The organism is Flavobacterium sediminilitoris, from assembly GCF_023008245.1.
In the GTDB taxonomy this organism is placed as follows: domain Bacteria; phylum Bacteroidota; class Bacteroidia; order Flavobacteriales; family Flavobacteriaceae; genus Flavobacterium; species Flavobacterium sediminilitoris.
On sequence record NZ_CP090145.1, the window covers coordinates 67807 to 87546 of the forward strand.

Sequence of the window (19740 nt, forward strand, 5' to 3'; positions counted from 1 at the left end):
ATTTCCTACTCAAATAATTTATTATATTTGAAATGAACATTATGAAGTTTAAAATGAAAAGAAAGACAATTTTTATTACATCACTTTTTCTATTTACAATATCATTATTTAGTCAAACAAAAGAATCCTTTTCAATAGGAGAACGCATTTCTCTTAATTCAAAAATACTTTCTCAAGACAGAATATTAAATGTTTTTTTACCCGAAGGATATGAAAAAAATGATTCAATACCATATCCTGTTATTTATCTTTTAGATGGTTCTTCTCACGAAGATTTTATTCATGTTTGTGGGTTAGTTCAGTTTTTCAATTTACAAATGCACATGCCCAAAACAATTGTTGTAGGTATTTCAAATATTGATAGAAAACATGATTTTACATTTCCTACAGAAATTAAAGACTTAAAAAAAGATTTTCCTACAACTGGTGGTTCAGAAAAATTTATCGCTTTTATTGAGAAAGAAGTGCAACCCTATATTGATACGAACTATAAGGTTTCAACTAAAAAATATCTTATTGGTCAATCCCTTGGAGGACTATTAGCTACTGAAATTTTGTTTAAAAAACCAGAATTATTTACGAACTACATCATCACAAGTCCGAGTTTATGGTGGGATGATCAATCCTTATTAAAAGAAGCGTCTACATATTTGAAAAACATAAAAGAAAAAGTTTATGTTTATGTGGCTGTTGGTGAAGAACACAAAATAATGATTAAAGATGCTAAAACATTAGCTGAAGAATTAAAGAAATTTCCAAAAAGCATCAGCATTGACTTTCAGTTTTTTCCAAAAGAAAATCATGCAACTATATTACATAATAGCTTATACTCTGCATTTTTATTAGAATTTCCATATAAAAACTAAAATACAAATAATGTATAAACAATTATTATTCATCAGTATTATAACGCTAAATAGTTTATTTGTTTCTTCTCAAAATGAAGTAAAACCTACTAATGCTTTTGATTTTTTATCAAAATATCAAAATGTAAGAGATATTTCTATTTCTAAAAATCACAATGAGGTTTATTTTACTATTCAAAGTAATGATGAACAAGTTTCGAAAATTGCATTTGTAACGAAGAAGAATAAAAAATGGAGCAAACCAAAATTAGTTTCATTTTCTAGTGCTCATAGAGATATTGAACCTTTTTTGTCTGACGATGGCTTGCGTTTATATTTTTCGTCAAACAGGCCTTTACATGACTCTATTTCGAAAAGTAAGGATTATGATATTTGGTATGTTGAACGAAAAAGCATAAAAGATAATTGGTCAAAAGCTATTAACATTGGAGCTCCTATTAATTCTGAAAAAGACGAATTTTATCCTTCTGTATCGATAAATAAAAACTTATATTTTACTGTTGAAAACTCAAAAACTATTGGAAAAGAAGATATTTTTGTTAGTAAATGGCAAGATAATACTTATTCTGAACCAGAAAACTTAGGCACTAACGTAAATAGTGATGGATATGAATTTAATGCTTTTATTTCTCCTAATGAAGATTTCTTAATCTATTCTTGTTATAAAAGAGATGATGGTTTTGGTAGTGGTGATTTATATATTAGTTATAGAAATGAATCAGGAAATTGGGAAAAAGCAAAAAATCTAGGTAATGAAATTAATTCTCCAGCATTAGATTATTGTCCGTTTTATGATTCTCAAAACAAAATGCTCTATTTTACTAGTAAGAAAAACATTAAATCATCTAATGTGCTATTTAATACAATTGAAGAATTTGAAGAAGAGATTACCAAAACAGAAAATGGAAATAGTAGAATCTACAAATATAATATTCAATTATAAATGAATTTACAACCAGTTCTTTCTAACGAATTAATTACAATCAGGCCTTTAAAAGAGAGCGATTTTAATGCTCTTTTTAGTATAGCTTCAGACAAACTTATTTGGGAACAACACCCGAATAATGATCGATACAAAAAAGATGTCTTTAAAGTTTTTTTTGAAAAAGCATTGGCATCTAATAGTGCTTTTGCTGTAATTGATACTGCTACAGAAAGAATAATTGGTTCATCTCGTTATTACGATTTAGATTCAAAATATAATAACATCTCTATTGGGTTTACTTTTATTTCAAGGGATTATTGGGGAACAAATTATAATAGTAATCTAAAAAAATTGATGATTGATTATGCTTTTCAATTTGTAAATAGTATTTATTTTCATGTAGGTGCAACAAATTTTAGGTCTCAAAAAGCTGTTTTAAAGTTAGGCGCAATAAAAGTTGAAGAACCAAATAATGAAACAAACTGGTTATATGAATTAAAAAAGATTAAATAAGGCTTAAAAGTTTATAACTTTGTACCATTCAAAAACTATAAGATGAATTTATCTATTGAAACTCCTGCTCTTCTTTTTTCTGCTACTTCTTTAATTTTATTAGCTTATACAAATCGTTTTTTAACAATTGCACAAATTATTAGAAGTTTAAAGAAAACATACGATGAGGAAGAAAACAAAACAACATTGCTTGAAATTAAAAACCTAAATCTTCGATTAACTTTGATTCGTTATATGCAATTGTCTGGTGTATTATGCTTGTTTCTATCTGTTTTTGCAATGCTTCTTCTTTTTTTAGGTCATTCATTAACTGGCATTTATCTTTTTGGATTATCACTTTTTTGCTTATTAGTTTCTCTTGGTTTGTCTTTTTGGGAAATAAGTATTTCAGTAAGGGCGCTTCGTTTGCATTTAAGTGATTTAAATGTAAAGTAAAATTATAACGAAATATTTCCTAATGTTTCTCTTAATCTATCAATTTCAAATGGTTTCCATAAAAAACCATTAAAATAATTGACTTCATAGTTTTGAGCGGTTAACATTGTATCGGCTGTGAGAGCTAAAATAGGAGTATTATTATTTAAATTAATTGTTGTTTTAATTAATCTTGTTACTTCAAAGCCATTCATTTCTGGTAAATGAATATCCATTAAGATAAAATCGAATTTTTTCTTCTTGACTTTCTTTAGTGCTTTCAAACCATTTTCAACATGATCTGATTCCATTTCCCATTTTGAAAGAATTTTAATTAATAGAGCTGCATTAATTAATGTATCCTCTACAATTAACACTTTTTTCCCTTTTAAATTTATCAAATTTTTAGGACTCATTTCGGAAACTTCATCTGCAAACGCAACTGTATCTGCTTTTAATTTAAAATAAAAAGTTGAGCCTTTACCCAAAGTACTCTTCACTTTTATCTTACTTCCATGAAGTTCTATTATTTTCTTTACAATTGCAAGCCCTAGACCTGTTCCACTATTATTTCTATTTAAAACAGATTTAACTTGGGAAAAACTTTCAAAAATATCTTTCAAATTATTTTTAGAAATTCCTTCTCCTGTGTCTTTAACTTCAAAAATTATTTTATCATGTTTTTTCTTAATCTTAAGTAGTTTTATTGAAAGTTCGATTGCACCTTCATTTGTAAACTTAATTGCATTACTAATTAAATTATTTAATATTTGAACAATTTTTGTTTCGTCTAAATAATATAATCCTCTTTCTTTAATATCGAAATGGAGTATTAATTGCAAGCCTTTATCTTGAGCTTGTTTTTCATAAACGCCTACTACTTTTTGTGCTAAATCAAATAGGTTAACAGGTGTTTTTTCTAGTTTTGATCTTTGTGAGTCTAATTTTGTAAAGTCTAATACATCATTTACAATTTTAATTAAATTTGATGAAGCAAATTGTAAACTTTGGAGTAACACTTCACCTTCTTCACTCATTTCATCTTTCAATAATGTAATTATAGATGTTATAGCATTTAAAGGTGTTCTTATTTCATGACTCATAATAGATAGAAATTCTTGACGCATTTTAACTTCTTGAATTTCAATATTATTCTTTTGCTCTAATATTTCTTCTTTTTCTTTTTGAAGTTTTACTTCATTTTTTAAAACTTCAATTCTAGACATCATTCCATAATTCTCAATAACTTTAAATGTTTGAGCATTCATTACCAAATCTTTCTCTTTTTGATAACGTTCTAAAAATTCTAAAGACAAAGAATATTCTTTTTTTGATTTATAAATTAGAGAGACGAGCTTGTTTAGTTTTATACTACACATTACTAAATTAAGTTCATTGGCAATTTTCAAACCTACAAAAGCATTTTCCAATGCTAATGCCAACTTTCCCATTTTGTAATATAGTTCTCCTAACTTAGTATAAGTCATGGCTAATCCTGTTTTTTCTCCCATCTCATTATGAATACTTAGCGCTTTAAAATAAAAAGACTCTGCATTCTCATACTCATTTAACCAAAAATAAACTTTTCCTTTTCCATATAAAGCATATGCCATTCCTCTTACATCATTAGTTTTCTCTTTCAATTGGATAGATTTATTAATAAATGCCATAGCAAATTTTAATTTCCCCTTTTTTACTAGAATTCCAGAAATGGCATTATACGCGTTAGATTCTAAATTAAAATCGCATACTTTTTTGGCATTTTTTACTGCACTATTATACAATCGTAATGCACTAATGTAATCACCAATATAATCGTAAATAGTACCTAATGATTTTTCTGTCCTAGATTGATTATAGTAATCATCATTTCTTTTATAAATTTTCAAAGCATCTATAAAAGTAATGAAGCCTAAGTGATATAAATTTGTTTTATAATAAACACCTGCCAAACTATATTTAGCATCTGCTATCCCTTTTTTATCATTTAAATCGGTGAAAATTCTTATGGCCTCATTAGAAAAAAAAGTAGCTTTTTCCATTTCGCCTATAACCATATTATATAATGCTAACTGGCTATAACTTTTTGCTTGCAAAGATTTATTATTTACAAGAATACTATTATTTAATGCATCCTGTGCTAATATAATACTTTGCGAAAGATTATTTATCCGAAGAGTATGTGCTTTCTCAAGCAATAAAAGTATTTTACTTTCTTTTTTGCTTCCTTTTATCAGGTTTAACATTCAAGTGAATTTGGGAGCATAAATATAAGAGAAAAATAATAAAAATATATTTTTCATGCATTATTTTCATTTATCTTACAAATAAAAGCAATAATAAATCAAATATTACAAACTTTATATCACATATCTCCAAAACTAATTATTCAATGATCCAAAGTAAAACAGGTTTATTACTTTTTTGTAATTGGACATCTAATTTTTTCATAAATTCATTAGATACTGCTGGACAACCCCAACTTAAAGGACTATATTTAGGATATATTTCTTCATTTTTAACTGCATCCCAAGAGTGTAAAACTACTACTCTTTTTTCTGCACTTTTATTTGATGGTTCTAAACCATGTAGCCAATACTTAACATTAATTCCCCAACTACTATAATCTCTCTTTCCTATCTTATACTTTCCTTTTGATGAACAATGGCTATTTTCTTTATCACTAAATACAACTTTTTTCCATTTATCAGGATTTTCTTGAAATTGATCACAACTTCCATGAGTAACTATATTTTTGTCTACGATTTTATTAGTTTTAAAGTCATAAATAAAAAAGCGATTTTTCCCTGAATGAACACTTAAATCCACTAAATAATAATAATCTTGATTAAATTTATTTTTTATAGAATAAGCAAGAGCTTCTTGATGATACTTTGTATAATCTCTAAAAACTTCTCTTTCTACATCTTTATTATTACAACATAAAAAACCAATAAACAATAGGCAAATAATATTTCTCATCTGAAAACTCTAAATTTATAAGCCATAATATTAAAACAAAATTTAATCTATTTGTGTTAAATAAACTTTAAATAAAGAATGATTTTAAAATAAACCACAAAAAAACAATTCATTTTCGCTTATCTTTGCGCCCCTTAAAAATGAAGTACATGTCAAAGAATGAAATAATTAAAGGAGTATTTTTAGTAGGTTTAGGAGCAACTAGTTATGGAATGCTTGCTACTTTTGTAAAACTTGCCTATTTAGATGTTGAAAAATTCACAACAGCAGAAGTAACTACTTCACAATTTATATATGGTATAACAGGTATGTTACTTATAAATTTATATCAAAAAATAAAAAATAAAGGAACAGTCGTAAAAGCAAGTAAAAAAAACATATTTAACTTAATGCTAGCAGGAACTTCCTTAGGAATGACTAGTGTTTTTTATTATTTATCAGTAAAATATATTGATGTATCTATAGCAATTGTATTATTAATGCAAACTGTATGGATGGGAGTTTTAATAGAATGGTTTTTAGACAAAAAAGCACCTTCAAAACAAAAAACGATAGCTGTAATAATTGTTTTAATTGGAACATTATTAGCTACTAACTTACTTTTCAGTGAAGTAGAACTAAACTGGATTGGTATTTTTTGGGGTATGCTAGCTGCTATGTCATTTACAACTACAATGTTTACAGCAAATAAAGTTGCTTTAGGAATTTCATCAGCTCAACGTAGTCTCTTTATGCTACTAGGTGGTGGTATTATTGTGTTTTTCTTTAGCATCTACACTCAAACAGAACCATTTAATTTTGCGATTTTTGGAAAATATGGTATTTTCTTAGCCTTATTTGGTACTATAATTCCTCCAATATTAATGACCGCTGGTTTTCCAAAAACAGGACTAGGATTAGGGAGTATTGTTTCCTCTTTAGAATTACCTGTTTCAGTATTAATGGCTTACTTTTTATTGAATGAAACAGTTATTTTCTCTCAATGGATTGGAATACTACTAATTATTCTTGCAATAGTAATCATGAACATAAATTTTAACAAAAAATAGTTCTTTTTATTTATTTTGATTAAATTCGTTATAAATCATAATATAATGGATTTACCTTGGCATCAATATTTAATGGGATTATTATATATTTTAGCTGGTTTAAACCACTTTAGACAGCCTAAATTATATATTAAAATAATCCCTCCATACTTCACAAATCCAAAATTATTAAACCAAATAAGTGGTTTAGCAGAAATTGTTTTAGGAATTGGTATTTGTATTCCTTTAATTTCAAAATATTCTGCCATAGGAATTATTCTACTATTACTTGCTGTTTTTCCAGCAAATCTATATATGTTTCATAATGAAAAAGCTGCTTTAGGTCTACCAAAATGGTTGCGTTTAGCAAGATTGCCTCTCCAAATACTGCTAATTTACTGGTCCTATTATTACATAAATTAGAATTATTAACAAATACTATATAATTATGAAAAAACTTTTAGCAGAATTTTTTGGAACTTATTGGTTGGTTTTTGGAGGTTGTGGTAGTGCATTATTTGCTGCCGGAATTCCTGATTTAGGGATTGGTTTTGCGGGTGTTGCACTCGCCTTTGGTTTAACTGTTTTAACTATGGCATATGCTGTTGGACACATTTCAGGAGGTCATTTTAATCCTGCAGTATCAATAGGACTTTGGGTTGGCGGACGATTTTCTGGCAAAGAATTATTACCCTATATTGTTTCTCAATGTATAGGCGCAATCCTAGCAGCCGGAACCTTATATTTAATACTATCCGGGAATGAAAATTTTGCTATAGATTCTAATCAGGCAGGTGCGTTCGCTTCAAATGGATTTGACTCATTCTCACCTCAAGGTTATTCAATGTTCTCTGCTTTTATTGCAGAATTTGTATTAACATTATTCTTCTTGTTAGTAATTTTAGGAGCAACGGATAAGTTAGCAAATGGAAAATTTGCAGGCCTTGCAATTGGTCTTGCATTAACACTAATTCACTTAATTAGTATTCCTATTACTAATACATCTGTAAACCCTGCTCGCTCATTATCGCAAGCTCTTTTTGTTGGAGGAACACCACTTAGTCAGGTTTGGTTATTTTGGGTTGCACCCATACTAGGAGCAATTGTTGGAGCAGCTATTTACAAAAATCTTTTACAAAAAAATAAATAAAAAAACATTCTAAATTTGAAGAGTAATTTAGTTAGATTACTCTTCAAATATTATCTCCGTATGCTAGATTTATTTCCAGATGAAAAAATCAAATTAGATTTACCTGATGCAACTTTTGAATACTACCCAGCTTTTTTTTCAAAAGAAGAAGCCGATATATTATTTCAAAAGCTACTTCAAAATACTCCTTGGAAACAAGACAATATAACCGTTTTTGGAAAAACACATTTACAGCCAAGATTAACTGCCCTATATGGAAATGAAGGAAAACCATATTCATATTCCAATATTATAATGCATCCTCATACTTGGAACTCTACATTAATATACATAAAGGATAAAATTGAGAACGTAACAAATATAAACTTTACAACTGTTCTGTTAAATTTATATAGAAACGAAAAAGATAGTAATGGTTGGCATTCCGACAACGAAAAAGAATTAGGTAAAAACCCAATAATTGCTTCTATTAGTTTAGGAGAAAATAGAATCTTTCAACTAAAACATATTGAGAAAAAAGATATAAAAATGAACCTCAATTTAAATCATGGTAGCTTATTATTAATGAAAGAAGGTAGTCAAATCTTTTATAAACATCAATTACCCAAAACAACTTCCTCCAAAAACAGTAGAATAAATTTAACTTTTAGAACCATTTTTTAACTATATCTCAAAAAAAAGACCAAATACTCATTAAAAATAAAATATCACAAAAAAAAGACAGATTTTTTAATTTCTAATTTTTTTTTAGTAATATTGAAGTGTATAACATTAACAAAATTATAAGATTAATTTTTCATCTAATGAAAAAAAGCAAGATTTCAGAATTTGACAATCAAACCATAGAAAGAATTGTCAGTATGGCGCAAGAAGAAAAAAAACCTTTTGAAGTGCTAAAAGAAGAATTTGGAATTTCAGAAAAAGATGTTACCGAATTGATGAAAACAAAATTATCGAAAGATAATTTTGAAATTTGGAAGAAAAAAGCAATTGCAAGTAAACCTAAACCTAAACCATTAAAATTCGACCCTTTAGAAGATGATGATTTAGACAGTAAATATTACTTCAAAAATAAATTTGACTAAAATCTACAAAAACCTCACTAGTGAGGTTTTTTTTATATAAAATATGTAACAAATAAAACTTAAACAAGACATATAAAATATCAATAAAAGATTAAAATGAAAAAAATAATTTTATCACTTGCAATAGCAAGTTTTATTTGGAGTTGTAAGACATCTCCTTCTACTTCAAAAAAAGAAGAAGTTGATGTGCTAATTGATTTGGTAAATGTACAAGATGACAAAGTAACTGTTACCATTTCAACACCTACTTTTACAACTGAAACTACAACTTTTAATATCCCAAAAACAGTTCCAGGAACTTATTCTGAAGACGATTATGGTAGATATATAGAAAATGTAAGAGCTTTTGATGCAAGTGGAAATGGTTTAAGAATTACAAAAATCACTGAAAATAGCTATAAAATTGACGAAGCAAACAAGCTTTCCAAAATAACATATTTAGTTAATGACACTTATGATACTGAGAAAGGTGGTGGTTTTGGAGAAAGTGAAGATGTATTTTCTCCAGCAGGAACAAATATTAAAGCAGGAGAGAATTTCATGCTAAACACTCATGGCTTTGTAGGTTATTTTGAAGGAAAAGAATCAATCCCTTACAAACTTACAATTACACATCCTGCAAACTTACAAGGTGTTTCAGCTATGGTTGACACAGATGACAGTCCTGAAAAAGATATTTTCATCTCAAAAAGATATGCAGATTTGGTAGATATGCCTTTAATGTATTCTAAACCAGACATCACTACTTTTATGGTAGATGACATGGAAATTATTATTAGTGTTTATTCGCCAACTGGTAAATATACTGCTGCTGACATTACTCCAAATATGGAAACCATGATGAAAGCTCAAAAACGTTTTCTTGGCCCTATAAACTCTACAAAGAAATACGCAATACTTTTATATCTTTCTGATGTACAATCAAATGATGCTAAAGGTTTTGGAGCTTTAGAACACACCACATCAACAACTGTAGTAATGCCTGAAATGATGGAATTAGAAGCATTACAAGAACAATTAAAAGACGTGGTTTCTCATGAATTTTTTCATATTGTAACACCTTTAAGTGTTCACTCTAATGAAATTCATTATTTTGATTTTATTAATCCTAAAATGTCAGAACATTTATGGATGTATGAAGGTGTAACAGAGTATTTTGCAAACTTATTCCAAGTTAACCAAGGCCTAATAACCGAGAATGAATTCTACGAAAGAATGTCTCAAAAAATAGACCAAGCGAAACGTATGGATGATAAAATGAGTTTTACTAAAATGAGTAAAAACGTTTTAAAAGCACCATATAAAGATCAATACATTAATGTGTATCAAAAAGGAGCATTAATTGCTATGTGTATGGATATCCTTATTAGAGAAAATAGTAATGGACAAAAAGGAATTTTAAACTTAATGCAAGATTTATCACATGAATATGGTAGTAAAAAACCTTTCAAAGATGAAGAATTATTTGGAAAAATAACAGCATTAACATATCCAGCGGTTGGAGAATTCCTTACTAAATATGTAGCTGGTGAAACTCCTATTCCTTACAATGAATTCTTTAACAAAATGGGGGTTACTGAAACAACAATTGAAGTAGCTGGAAATCCATTCTTAAAAGGTCAAATGCCATATATAACAATAGATCAATCTACTAAAGAAATTATTATTATTCCTAGTATAGAACTAAATGATTTCATGAACTCACTAGGCCTAAAAGGAAATGATAGAATTTTAGCTGTAAACGGAGTTAATTACAATCTTGATAATATTTATGACTTAGTTGTTGGTAGTATGAACTGGAAAGATGACGAACCAATAACGGTAAAAATAAAAAGAGACGGAAAAGAACAAGAAATAAAAGGCACTATAAAAATGCCAAAGGAAAAACGTGACGGATACCAATCTACTGATAACAGTAAAAAAGCAGTTAAAGAAGCTTGGTTAAAAGGATAATATTAAAGTATACCTTTAAAAATATAAACCTCAAAGTACTATGTATTTTGAGGTTTTTTTTTATTATTTTGCAGATAAATAATAAACTATGCACAATCCACCCTTTTTTACAGATGACACTATTGTTTTTGGCTTATTAATGCTACTTATAGGTATTGTTTTTTATACTTCATCAAAAGAAACTGGTTTTTGGAAAAATTTCTACACTGTAATTCCAGCACTTTTAATGTGCTATCTATTACCTGCTATATTCAGTTCTCTACATATTATATCTCCTGAATGGACGGAGTTAAACAAAACAGGAGAAGTTATAGAAAAAAAATCACAAGTTTATTTTGTATCAAGTCGATATCTTTTACCTGCTGCTTTAGTTTTAATGACATTAAGTATTGATTTAAAAGCATTATTAAATTTAGGTCCAAAAGCACTAATTGTGTTTATAGCAGGAACCGTCGGAATTATATTAGGTGGACCAATTGCTATTCTAATTGTTTCTATTTTTTCTCCAGAAACAGTTGGAGGAAATGATTTTGACGCTGTTTGGAGAGGCTTATCTACAATTGCAGGAAGTTGGATCGGTGGTGGAGCAAATCAGGCAGCTATGCTAGAAATTTTTAAATACAATCAAGAAAAATATGGAGCTATGGTATTAGTTGATATTGTAGTTGCTAATATTGGTATGGCTGCACTTCTATATGGAATTGGTAAAAAAGAAACCATTAATAAGTGGCTAAAAGCAGATAATTCTTCTATACAAGAACTTCAAGATAAAGTTTCAAATTATCAAGAAAGTGTAAAAAGAAATCCTACATTATCTGATTACATGGTTATTTTAGCAATTGCCTTTACTTCTGTAGGGTTATCACATTGGGGTTCACAAGTAGCTGCTGACTTCTTTAAAAACACTTTTGAATCAGTAAATGATCCTAAAAGTTTTGCATCAACATTTGGAGGAACTTTCTTCTGGATGATTACCATTGCAACAGCTTTAGGAATTATCTTATCCAATACTAAACTAAAAACGTATGAAGGAGCTGGAGCTAGTAAAATAGGTAGTATTTTTATTTATATACTTGTTGCATCTATAGGAATGAAAATGGATCTAAGGTCAGTATTAGATAATCCAGGATTAATTCTAGTAGGAATAATTTGGATGATAATCCATTTTATCATCATATTTGCTGTTGCAAAATTAATAAAAGCACCTTACTTCTTCATTGCAGTTGGAAGTCAAGCAAATGTAGGTGGAGCTGCATCTGCACCTGTTGTAGCCTCAGCGTTTCATCCATCATTAGCTAGTGTAGGAGTTCTTTTGGCAATTTTCGGATATATAGCAGGAACATACGGAGCCATAATGTGTACTTTTTTAATGGAAAAAGTATCACCATAATAAACTAATTAACAAAATAGAAAATGAAAAAATTATTACTTTTAGGAGTAGGATTGTTTGCTTTAGTAGCATGTGAGAAAAAAGAAACTCCAAAAGGAAGCCTACATTTAACAGGAAACATTAAAGGATTAAGTCAAGGAAAATTATACCTTAAAAAAATAGAAGACACTACTTTCGTTACATTAGACAGTATTATTATTAAAGGTAATTCAAACTTTGAAAGTACAGTTAAATTAAAAAGTCCTGAAGTTTTATATTTATTTTTAGATAGAGGGCAAACAAACTCTATAGACAATAGCCTTCCTTTTTTTGCTGAACCTGGTGAAATGAATATTGATGCTAATCTTAAAGAATTTTATGCTTCAGCAAAAGTCACAGGTTCTAAAAATCATGAATTATTAACAGAATTCAATAGTTACAGAACAAAATTTAATGAGCAAAGTTTAAAATTGGTAGAAAAGAAAATCAAAGAAGGGTTTAATTTAAGTGAAAAAACAGCCGATAGTATTAACGATGCATACCAAAAAATTTTAACTAGAAAATATCGATATACTGCAAATTTTGCTGCTACTCATAGTGATTTTGAAATTGCTCCATATTTAGCTTTAACAGAAATAGGAGATATAAATATTGCTTATTTAGATACCATTGCAAAACATTTAACTCCTAAAATTACCAATTCAAAATATGGAAAACTCTTAACAAAACATATTAAAGACAGAAAACAAAACGAAAAATAGATTTATTTTATTTAACAAAACAACAAAGAGCAAATTAAACATTTGCTCTTTGTTGTTTTAACTATATCTGTAAGCTATATGTACTACAAATGACACATTAATATTACAAGAAATATGATCTTCTATTTTTTATAATTTTAAAAAGGCGTCTTTATGAAAACTACAAGACTCTTTAAAAAGTCTAAAGTAAATTCTAATTGATTATTACTTTATAAAAACAACGTTTCTTGTTTTAAAAAGGGCTATAAATAAAAAGACCATCATTTCTGATGGTCTTAAAAATAGAGCCGATGGAGGGACTCGAACCCACGACCTGCTGATTACAAATCAGCTGCTCTAGCCAGCTGAGCTACACCGGCAACTCTATTGCGGTGCAAATATAATCCAGTTTTTTATATTTGCAAAAAAAAATCGCAATTTTTTATCTATTTTTTCTAGTTTAATCCGTTGATTTTTTCAACTATTTGATTAGCAGTAGCTTCGTAATCTTTACGAATTTGAGAAAAATGAGATTTTTTATTTTCAACATCTCTTTGGCTTATTCTTGTTACCAATGCATCATAATTATCATAGATTTCATCAACAATAGCATCTGTAGCTTCTGTTGGTTTTCCTCCATGAGTCATTTCCCATACATAAACGATGTTTACTAAATCTCCTAAAACGTAGTTGATTTCTTTTTTCAAGTTTTTAACGCTTGCCATTTTGTATTTATTTAAAATTTGATGCAAAATTAAGCAATATATTCTAATGATAATGAATTAAATAGAAATTTCTAAAATAGTAGCTTCTCCACTCATATCAACACCTTGAATACTTGCTGGTAATAAAACAGTATCTCCGTTTTTAAAATTATAGTTTTCTTCTTCATAAGAAAGAGTAAAATGGCCTTCTGTACACATTAAAACTGTAAAGGCATCTCTTTTTTTATTCCATGTAACTTCCCCTTTTAACGAAAGAATATTGGTCTTAAAATAATCACAATCTACAACTTTATTTAATTGATTATTATTTAATTCATAATTGACCTTAGCTTGGGTTGTATTATAATTTATAGCATCTAAAGCTAATTCGGTATGCAATTCTCTTTCATTCCCATTTGCATCTACTCTATCCCAATCGTATATTCTATATGTTATATCGCTCGTTTGTTGAATCTCTGCTATAACAATTCCAGCTCCTATTGCATGGATAGTTCCTGTTTCTAAAAAAAACACATCCCCTTTTTTAACAGGCATTTCGTTTAAAATAGAAACAAGTGTTTTATTTTCTAAATGAGCTAAATATTCTTCTTTATTTGAATTTTCTTTAAAACCAACAACCAAACGGGCATTATCATCAGCTTGCATCACGTACCACATTTCTGTTTTTCCAAAAGAATTATGTCTTTTTTTAGCCAATTCGTCATTTGGATGCAATTGAATAGATAAATCTTGTTGCGCATCAATAAACTTAAAAAGTAAAGGAAATTGATTTCCAAATCGATCTAAAACAGATTTTCCTAAAAAGTCTTCAGGGTATAATGCTATAATATCATTTATATTTTTCCCTTCTAAAAAACCACTATTCACCACACTCACATCATTAGGAACTGTTGATATTTCCCAACTTTCACCTGTTATATCCGAATTAATTAATTTATTTAAATATGTTTGAAGTTTTGTTCCTCCCCATATTCTTTCTTTTAAAATAGGATTAAATGTAAGAGGATATAATTTTGTACTCATACTGCGAAAATTATTTAAAATTGGGTTTTCTACAACTATTCTGTCATTTTTTGAATAATCTCTTTTGCTTTTTGAACATGATTTTTAGCTGACATGCTATTAAAGATAAATTGAATAATTCCATTTTTATCCATTACATAAGTAACTCTACCTGGAATTAATCCGAAGAGATTTGAAGGCACTCCAAAAAGCTTTCTGATTTTTTTATCATTATCCGATAATAATAGAAAAGGTAATTTATATTTTTGAGCAAATTTTTCATGAGATTCATTAGAATCTCCACTTATTCCAATAACTTCTGCTCCTAATTCTTTAAACGTTTCATATTCATCCCTAAAACCACATGCCTGAGTAGTACAACCTGGTGTATCATCTTTAGGGTAGAAATAAATCACTAATGGCTTTCCTTTATACTTATCCCAATTAAAGACTGCATTATTATCCTCATTAAAAAAACAAGGTATTTTATCTCCAATTTTTAATGCCATTTTAATTTCCTTTATAGGTTACAAAGTTTCTTGGCGTTTCATATAAAACAATTTCCAAATCTTTATTTTCATCAATAAAAGGTCTTAATTTATTCCAAATTACAATGGCTATATTTTCAGCAGTTGGATTTAAATCTTGAAATTCTATAACATCTAAATTTAAATTTTTATGATCAAAAGTATGTTCTATATGTTCTTTGATTAAATCAGATAAAATTTTAACATCAATTACAAATCCTGTTTCTTGATCTACTTCACCTGTAACACTTACTATTAGTTCATAATTATGCCCATGAAAATTTGGATTATTACATTTACCGAAAATGGCATTGTTTTTCTCTTCAGACCAATCTTTTCTATATAATCTATGAGCAGAATTAAAATGTGCTTTCCTTGAAACAGTTACTCGCATTTTTTATTACTAATATTTTAAAAATTAAACTTTATGATTTTCTAAAAAATGATAAAACTCATCGAATATAATTTTAAACCAAACGGTGTAAACATCTGGATTTACAAGCATATCTTCTTTTACATCTTCAATTTTCATCCATTTCCAGCTTTCTACTTCTTCTTTGTTTATGTTAGGTTCTTCATTATAATGTCCAATCATTACATGATCTAATTCATGCTCCGTTAGACCATTATCAAAAGGCGCTTTATAAATAAAATGAAAAAGTTCTTTTAAGTCAGTAACAAAACCCATTTCTTCCATTAATCGCCTCTTTCCTGCCTGAATATTAGTTTCACTTGGACGTTGATGACTACAACAAGTATTAGTCCACAACAAAGGAGAATGGTATTTATGAGCTGCTCTTTGTTGAAGCATTATTTCGTTATTATCGTTTAAAACAAAAACCGAAAAAGCTCTATGTAACAATGCATGTTCATGAGCCTCAATTTTTTCCATTAACCCAATAGGTTCATCGTTTATATCTACTAAAATTACTTTTTCTTCTTTCATAATCTTATTATAATCTCTCAAAAGTACAAAAAAAGTTTGGCTTCTAATTGTCTTTCCTTTTTTGTATCCCGTTTCTTTAAAAGAAATAGTGGTTATTCCATTTTCATAACATCTTTTTTTCCTTTCAAACAAAATATTGAAAATCAATTTCTTAAATAAGTTATATAAGCTAAAATTATTATTGTATCTTTGCTAAACAGAAATTTAATAAATCCTTCCTTATTTACTCTTAATTACTTCTCGAAGTACTATCTCAACAGAGCAATAACTAGCCTTTTTAAATTTTTTATATTAATCACTTAAAATTAAATTCAGTTAATGGCAAGACCTCAAGAAACGTTTAACAAAAAAGAAAAAGAAAAACTTCGCTTAAAAAAGAAGCAAGAAAAACAACAAAAAAAAGAAGCAAGAAAAGCTAATCCAAAATTAGCTGGTGAAGATTTATATGTTTATGTTGATGAAAATGGACATTTAACAGATACTCCACCAGATCCTTCTAAGAAAATAGTTGTTGATGTTGAAAGCATCGAAATTGGTATACCAAAAAGAGAAGAATCAGAAGAAATAGATACTGAAAGAAAAGGTATTGTTGATTTTTATGACACTTCAAAAGGTTTTGGCTTTATAAAAGAAATTGATTCTGATAATAAGTTTTTCTTCCACGTTAAAGGTTTAATTGATGAAGTAAAAGAAGGCAACAAAGTTACTTATGAACTTGAAAAAGGAATGAAAGGGATGAATGCTGTAAGAGTTAAAAAAATCTAATTTAGATATATACATTATAAAACAAAAGGGATAGCAATGCTATCCCTTTTGTTTTATAATGCATCCTTCACTTTCAAAGCACATTTTTCTCCATCAATTGCAGCAGAAATAATTCCACCTGCATAACCAGCTCCTTCTCCACAAGGATACAATCCTTTAATTTGAAGGTGTTCTAATGTTACAGAATCTCTGGGAATCCTAACTGGTGATGACGTTCTACTTTCTGGAGCATGTAATATTGCATCATTTGTAAAATACCCATTCATAGATTTTCCAAATTGTACAAAACCCTCACGCATTGTTTGAGTTAAAAAACTAGGAAATACTTCTCCTAACTCAACAGCAGTTGTCCCTGGAACATAAGATGTTTTAGGAATATTTGATGATACTTTTTTCTGAGTAAAATCGACCATTTTTTGCGCAGGTACTTTTTGAGTTGAACCTGCTAATTGCCAAGCCTTTTGTTCTATTGCTTTTTGAAATTCCATTCCTGCTAAAGGTCCAAATTTTGCAAAAGGTTTAAAATCTTCTAATTTCAACTCTACAACAATTCCAGAATTTGCTGTTACTTGATCTCTTTTTGAAGGAGACCAACCATTTGTAACCACTTCTCCAGGACTTGTAGCACAAGGAGCTATAACTCCACCAGGACACATACAAAAAGAGTACATTCCTCTTCCAGATACCTGTTTTACAATAGAATATGGTGCTGGCGGTAAAAATTCACCTCTAAAATCACATGAATATTGAATTTTATCAATCAGTTCTTGTGGATGTTCTGCACGAACACCTAATGCAAAAGGTTTTGCCTCTATATGTATTTTCTTTTTATCTAATAATTCAAAAATATCGCGAGCAGAATGTCCTGTTGCTAAAATTAACTTATTTGCATGTATAACACTTCCATCTTGTAAAACAACACCATCAACTTCCTGATTTTTAATTAGGATATCTACTACTTTTGTATCAAATAAAACTTGACCTCCACAAGTTATAATCTTTTCTCTAATATCTTGTATAATTTGTGGCAGTTTGTTAGTTCCAATATGTGGATGTGCTTCAATTAAAATTTCATTCGAAGCTCCAAAACCAACTAATAATTGTAATATTCTATCTACATCACCTCTTTTCTTTGATCTTGTATACAATTTTCCATCAGAATAAGTTCCTGCACCACCTTCTCCAAAACAATAATTCGAATCCTCATTAACTATATGATCTACATTTATTGCTTTTAAATCGCGACGTCTACCTCTTACATCTTTCCCTCTTTCTAATACTATTGGTTTTAAACCTAATTCTATTAATTGTAATGCAGCAAATAAACCTGCTGGACCAGCTCCTACAACTAAAACTTCTTTAGCATTGGTTACAATAGGATAATCTGGTAATTCAATTTTTGATTCAACAAAAGGTTCTCCAACTAGAAAAACATTTGCTTTAATATTTATTTTAATGGCTTTTTGCCTTGCATCAATAGAACGTTTAACTATAACTACTTTTTGAATTTCTTTTGGAGAAACCTGAAATAATTTAGCAACATGATTGGCTAACAAAACTTCGTTAGCTGCTACTTCTGGTGATACTTGAAATTGAAATTCGCGAGGCATCTCTTTTTTTGATTTATTATTTTTGCAAAAGTAATCAATTGATTTTATTATTTTGACTCAAAAGCTCTCAATGCAAAAGAGGCCAACCAATGTTCCCCTTCATAATTTCCATCTACAACAGAAGGTAGTGAAAATTGTAAATGTTCGTCGGCTATTTTTTTTAAATGAAAGAATATTTTAGGATATTGATTACTTAATGTATACAAATTCCAGGCTCTACTAAAGTTTAACCCATCAAGATGTACTAAATGACCATCTGTCCTATCTGAAACTTTTGCCGTTTCCCATTGAAATTTCTTTTTAAACAAGCTTGGTGCAAATTTATTTAACCATGATAAAAATTCTTTTTCAGTCAAAATGCGTTGCATCAAACCTATTTCTTCCATACATGGCGATAAAAAATCAGTTCCACTTGGTTCCCATGTAAACGGACAATTTTCATCTTTCAAATACATTCTTAACGCATTCTCTTTAATTATTTTTTGAAAGTTTAGATTATTTGAATACACAGCATAATCCCATGCATTTGTTAATCCGAAAGCAGTATTTGAATGTGTTCCTACTCTAATTGGATATAATAATTTAGGTAAAAATTCTGAATATCTCTCAATTAATAAATTAGTTAACGGTTTTAAATTTTCGGCTAATGGTTTTGCAAAACTTTCTTCGCTTTGTTCTAATTCTAATTGAAGTTTTAATAACCAATTCCAACCATAAGTACGCTCGAAAGACTTTTCATGAGCTTTATTAAAATACTCCATTTCTTTTACGATATTATCTTCTGATAAATTCACTTCTAGTTTTTGAATTATTTCTTCTTTATTATCTAGACTCTTAAAATTATTAATCAAATAGACCAAACTCCAATGGCCATGAACAGAAGAATGCCAATCGAAACAACCATAAAAAGCAGGATGAAGCTCTTTTGGAGACTGTAACTCTGAATCATTAATTAATAATTGATTCAATTTATTCGGATATTCTTGTTGTAAACATTTTATAGGTAATGTTGCTAAATGATTAGCTTGTTCTAAGGTTAGTTCTTGGGAAAATAGTTGACCAACTATAAAAACAAAGAAGATTGAGTATTTCATTTGATAAAGTTTTTCTCAAATTTAATAAAAAGCTACCTTTGAATAT

General features: G+C 28.6%; 22 protein-coding genes and 1 tRNA gene. 13 read left to right on the forward strand and 10 right to left on the reverse strand.

The window, feature by feature from the left end:
- Nucleotides 1–53 precede the first annotated feature (53 nt).
- Genes LXD69_RS00290 through LXD69_RS00305 form a run of 4 tightly spaced genes read left to right on the forward strand, consistent with a single transcriptional unit; the run spans nucleotide 54 to nucleotide 2739 of the window.
- Nucleotides 54–866, forward strand: coding sequence for an alpha/beta hydrolase (locus LXD69_RS00290; RefSeq protein WP_246916558.1), 813 nt, complete (start codon nucleotides 54–56; stop codon nucleotides 864–866).
- 10 nt (nucleotides 867–876) lie between these two features.
- Nucleotides 877–1809: a TolB-like translocation protein gene (locus LXD69_RS00295; RefSeq protein WP_246916560.1), complete on the forward strand. Its 933-nt coding sequence runs from the start codon at nucleotides 877–879 to the stop codon at nucleotides 1807–1809.
- Nucleotides 1810–2304, forward strand: coding sequence for a GNAT family N-acetyltransferase (locus LXD69_RS00300; protein ID WP_246916562.1), 495 nt, complete (start codon nucleotides 1810–1812; stop codon nucleotides 2302–2304).
- A gap of 42 nt (nucleotides 2305–2346) precedes the next feature.
- Entirely contained in the window at nucleotides 2347–2739 is a 393-nt protein-coding gene (locus tag LXD69_RS00305; RefSeq protein ID WP_045972598.1) for a DUF2721 domain-containing protein, read from the forward strand.
- Between the two features lie 2 nt (nucleotides 2740–2741).
- On the opposite strand, the gene LXD69_RS00310 is transcribed toward LXD69_RS00305, so the two are convergent.
- Nucleotides 2742–4964 (reverse strand): ATP-binding protein, encoded by a 2223-nt coding sequence (locus LXD69_RS00310; RefSeq protein WP_246916564.1) that lies wholly within the window; start codon nucleotides 4962–4964, stop codon nucleotides 2742–2744.
- 139 nt (nucleotides 4965–5103) lie between these two features.
- Nucleotides 5104–5700, reverse strand: coding sequence for a murein L,D-transpeptidase catalytic domain-containing protein (locus tag LXD69_RS00315; RefSeq protein ID WP_246916566.1), 597 nt, complete (start codon nucleotides 5698–5700; stop codon nucleotides 5104–5106).
- A 149-nt stretch (nucleotides 5701–5849) separates the two neighbouring features.
- On the opposite strand from LXD69_RS00315, the gene LXD69_RS00320 reads away from it, so the two are divergent.
- From LXD69_RS00320 to LXD69_RS00355, 8 genes are all read left to right on the forward strand, one after another.
- Nucleotides 5850–6749 (forward strand): DMT family transporter, encoded by a 900-nt coding sequence (locus tag LXD69_RS00320; protein ID WP_045972604.1) that lies wholly within the window; start codon nucleotides 5850–5852, stop codon nucleotides 6747–6749.
- 45 nt (nucleotides 6750–6794) lie between these two features.
- Nucleotides 6795–7151: a DoxX family protein gene (locus LXD69_RS00325; protein WP_045972606.1), complete on the forward strand. Its 357-nt coding sequence runs from the start codon at nucleotides 6795–6797 to the stop codon at nucleotides 7149–7151.
- A gap of 25 nt (nucleotides 7152–7176) precedes the next feature.
- Nucleotides 7177–7878 carry an aquaporin Z gene (aqpZ, locus tag LXD69_RS00330; protein ID WP_045972608.1) on the forward strand — a complete coding sequence of 234 codons (702 nt, stop codon included), beginning with the start codon at nucleotides 7177–7179 and terminating at the stop codon, nucleotides 7876–7878.
- A 60-nt stretch (nucleotides 7879–7938) separates the two neighbouring features.
- Complete coding sequence (locus LXD69_RS00335; protein WP_246916568.1) at nucleotides 7939–8541, forward strand: alpha-ketoglutarate-dependent dioxygenase AlkB family protein; 603 nt, start codon at nucleotides 7939–7941, stop codon at nucleotides 8539–8541.
- A gap of 140 nt (nucleotides 8542–8681) precedes the next feature.
- Nucleotides 8682–8963 (forward strand): DUF2805 domain-containing protein, encoded by a 282-nt coding sequence (locus tag LXD69_RS00340; RefSeq protein ID WP_045972613.1) that lies wholly within the window; start codon nucleotides 8682–8684, stop codon nucleotides 8961–8963.
- A 96-nt stretch (nucleotides 8964–9059) separates the two neighbouring features.
- Nucleotides 9060–10916, forward strand: a complete 1857-nt coding sequence (locus LXD69_RS00345) for a M61 family metallopeptidase (RefSeq protein WP_045972615.1) — start codon at nucleotides 9060–9062, stop codon at nucleotides 10914–10916.
- An 88-nt stretch (nucleotides 10917–11004) separates the two neighbouring features.
- A complete protein-coding gene (locus LXD69_RS00350) occupies nucleotides 11005–12306 on the forward strand; it encodes a DUF819 family protein (protein ID WP_246916570.1) in 1302 nt (433 codons plus the stop codon).
- Nucleotides 12307–12329: 23 nt separating this feature from the next.
- Entirely contained in the window at nucleotides 12330–13046 is a 717-nt protein-coding gene (locus LXD69_RS00355; protein WP_246916572.1) for a DUF4369 domain-containing protein, read from the forward strand.
- Between the two features lie 285 nt (nucleotides 13047–13331).
- Here LXD69_RS00355 and LXD69_RS00360 read toward each other — a convergent pair.
- The 6 genes from LXD69_RS00360 to idi form a co-directional block, all read right to left on the reverse strand.
- Nucleotides 13332–13405 (reverse strand) — tRNA-Thr (locus LXD69_RS00360).
- 75 nt (nucleotides 13406–13480) lie between these two features.
- Nucleotides 13481–13750: a hypothetical protein gene (locus tag LXD69_RS00365; protein ID WP_045972621.1), complete on the reverse strand. Its 270-nt coding sequence runs from the start codon at nucleotides 13748–13750 to the stop codon at nucleotides 13481–13483.
- A 57-nt stretch (nucleotides 13751–13807) separates the two neighbouring features.
- Nucleotides 13808–14773, reverse strand: coding sequence for a type I phosphomannose isomerase catalytic subunit (locus LXD69_RS00370; RefSeq protein WP_246916574.1), 966 nt, complete (start codon nucleotides 14771–14773; stop codon nucleotides 13808–13810).
- Nucleotides 14774–14808: 35 nt separating this feature from the next.
- Nucleotides 14809–15261 carry a peroxiredoxin gene (locus LXD69_RS00375; RefSeq protein ID WP_246916576.1) on the reverse strand — a complete coding sequence of 151 codons (453 nt, stop codon included), beginning with the start codon at nucleotides 15259–15261 and terminating at the stop codon, nucleotides 14809–14811.
- Between the two features lies 1 nt (nucleotide 15262).
- Nucleotides 15263–15673: a 6-pyruvoyl trahydropterin synthase family protein gene (locus LXD69_RS00380; protein WP_045972627.1), complete on the reverse strand. Its 411-nt coding sequence runs from the start codon at nucleotides 15671–15673 to the stop codon at nucleotides 15263–15265.
- Between the two features lie 24 nt (nucleotides 15674–15697).
- Nucleotides 15698–16225: an isopentenyl-diphosphate Delta-isomerase gene (gene idi / locus LXD69_RS00385; RefSeq protein WP_045972831.1), complete on the reverse strand. Its 528-nt coding sequence runs from the start codon at nucleotides 16223–16225 to the stop codon at nucleotides 15698–15700.
- 318 nt (nucleotides 16226–16543) lie between these two features.
- On the opposite strand from idi, the gene LXD69_RS00390 reads away from it, so the two are divergent.
- Nucleotides 16544–16990, forward strand: a complete 447-nt coding sequence (locus tag LXD69_RS00390; protein ID WP_045972629.1) for a cold-shock protein — start codon at nucleotides 16544–16546, stop codon at nucleotides 16988–16990.
- A gap of 53 nt (nucleotides 16991–17043) precedes the next feature.
- Here LXD69_RS00390 and LXD69_RS00395 read toward each other — a convergent pair whose 3' ends face one another.
- Both LXD69_RS00395 and LXD69_RS00400 read right to left on the reverse strand, forming a co-directional pair.
- A complete protein-coding gene (locus tag LXD69_RS00395; protein ID WP_246916578.1) occupies nucleotides 17044–18600 on the reverse strand; it encodes an NAD(P)/FAD-dependent oxidoreductase in 1557 nt (518 codons plus the stop codon).
- 47 nt (nucleotides 18601–18647) lie between these two features.
- The gene (locus tag LXD69_RS00400; RefSeq protein WP_246916580.1) at nucleotides 18648–19694 is read right to left on the reverse strand and encodes a DUF2891 domain-containing protein; all 1047 of its coding nucleotides are present in this window, start codon (nucleotides 19692–19694) and stop codon (nucleotides 18648–18650) included.
- Nucleotides 19695–19740: the final 46 nt, after the last annotated feature.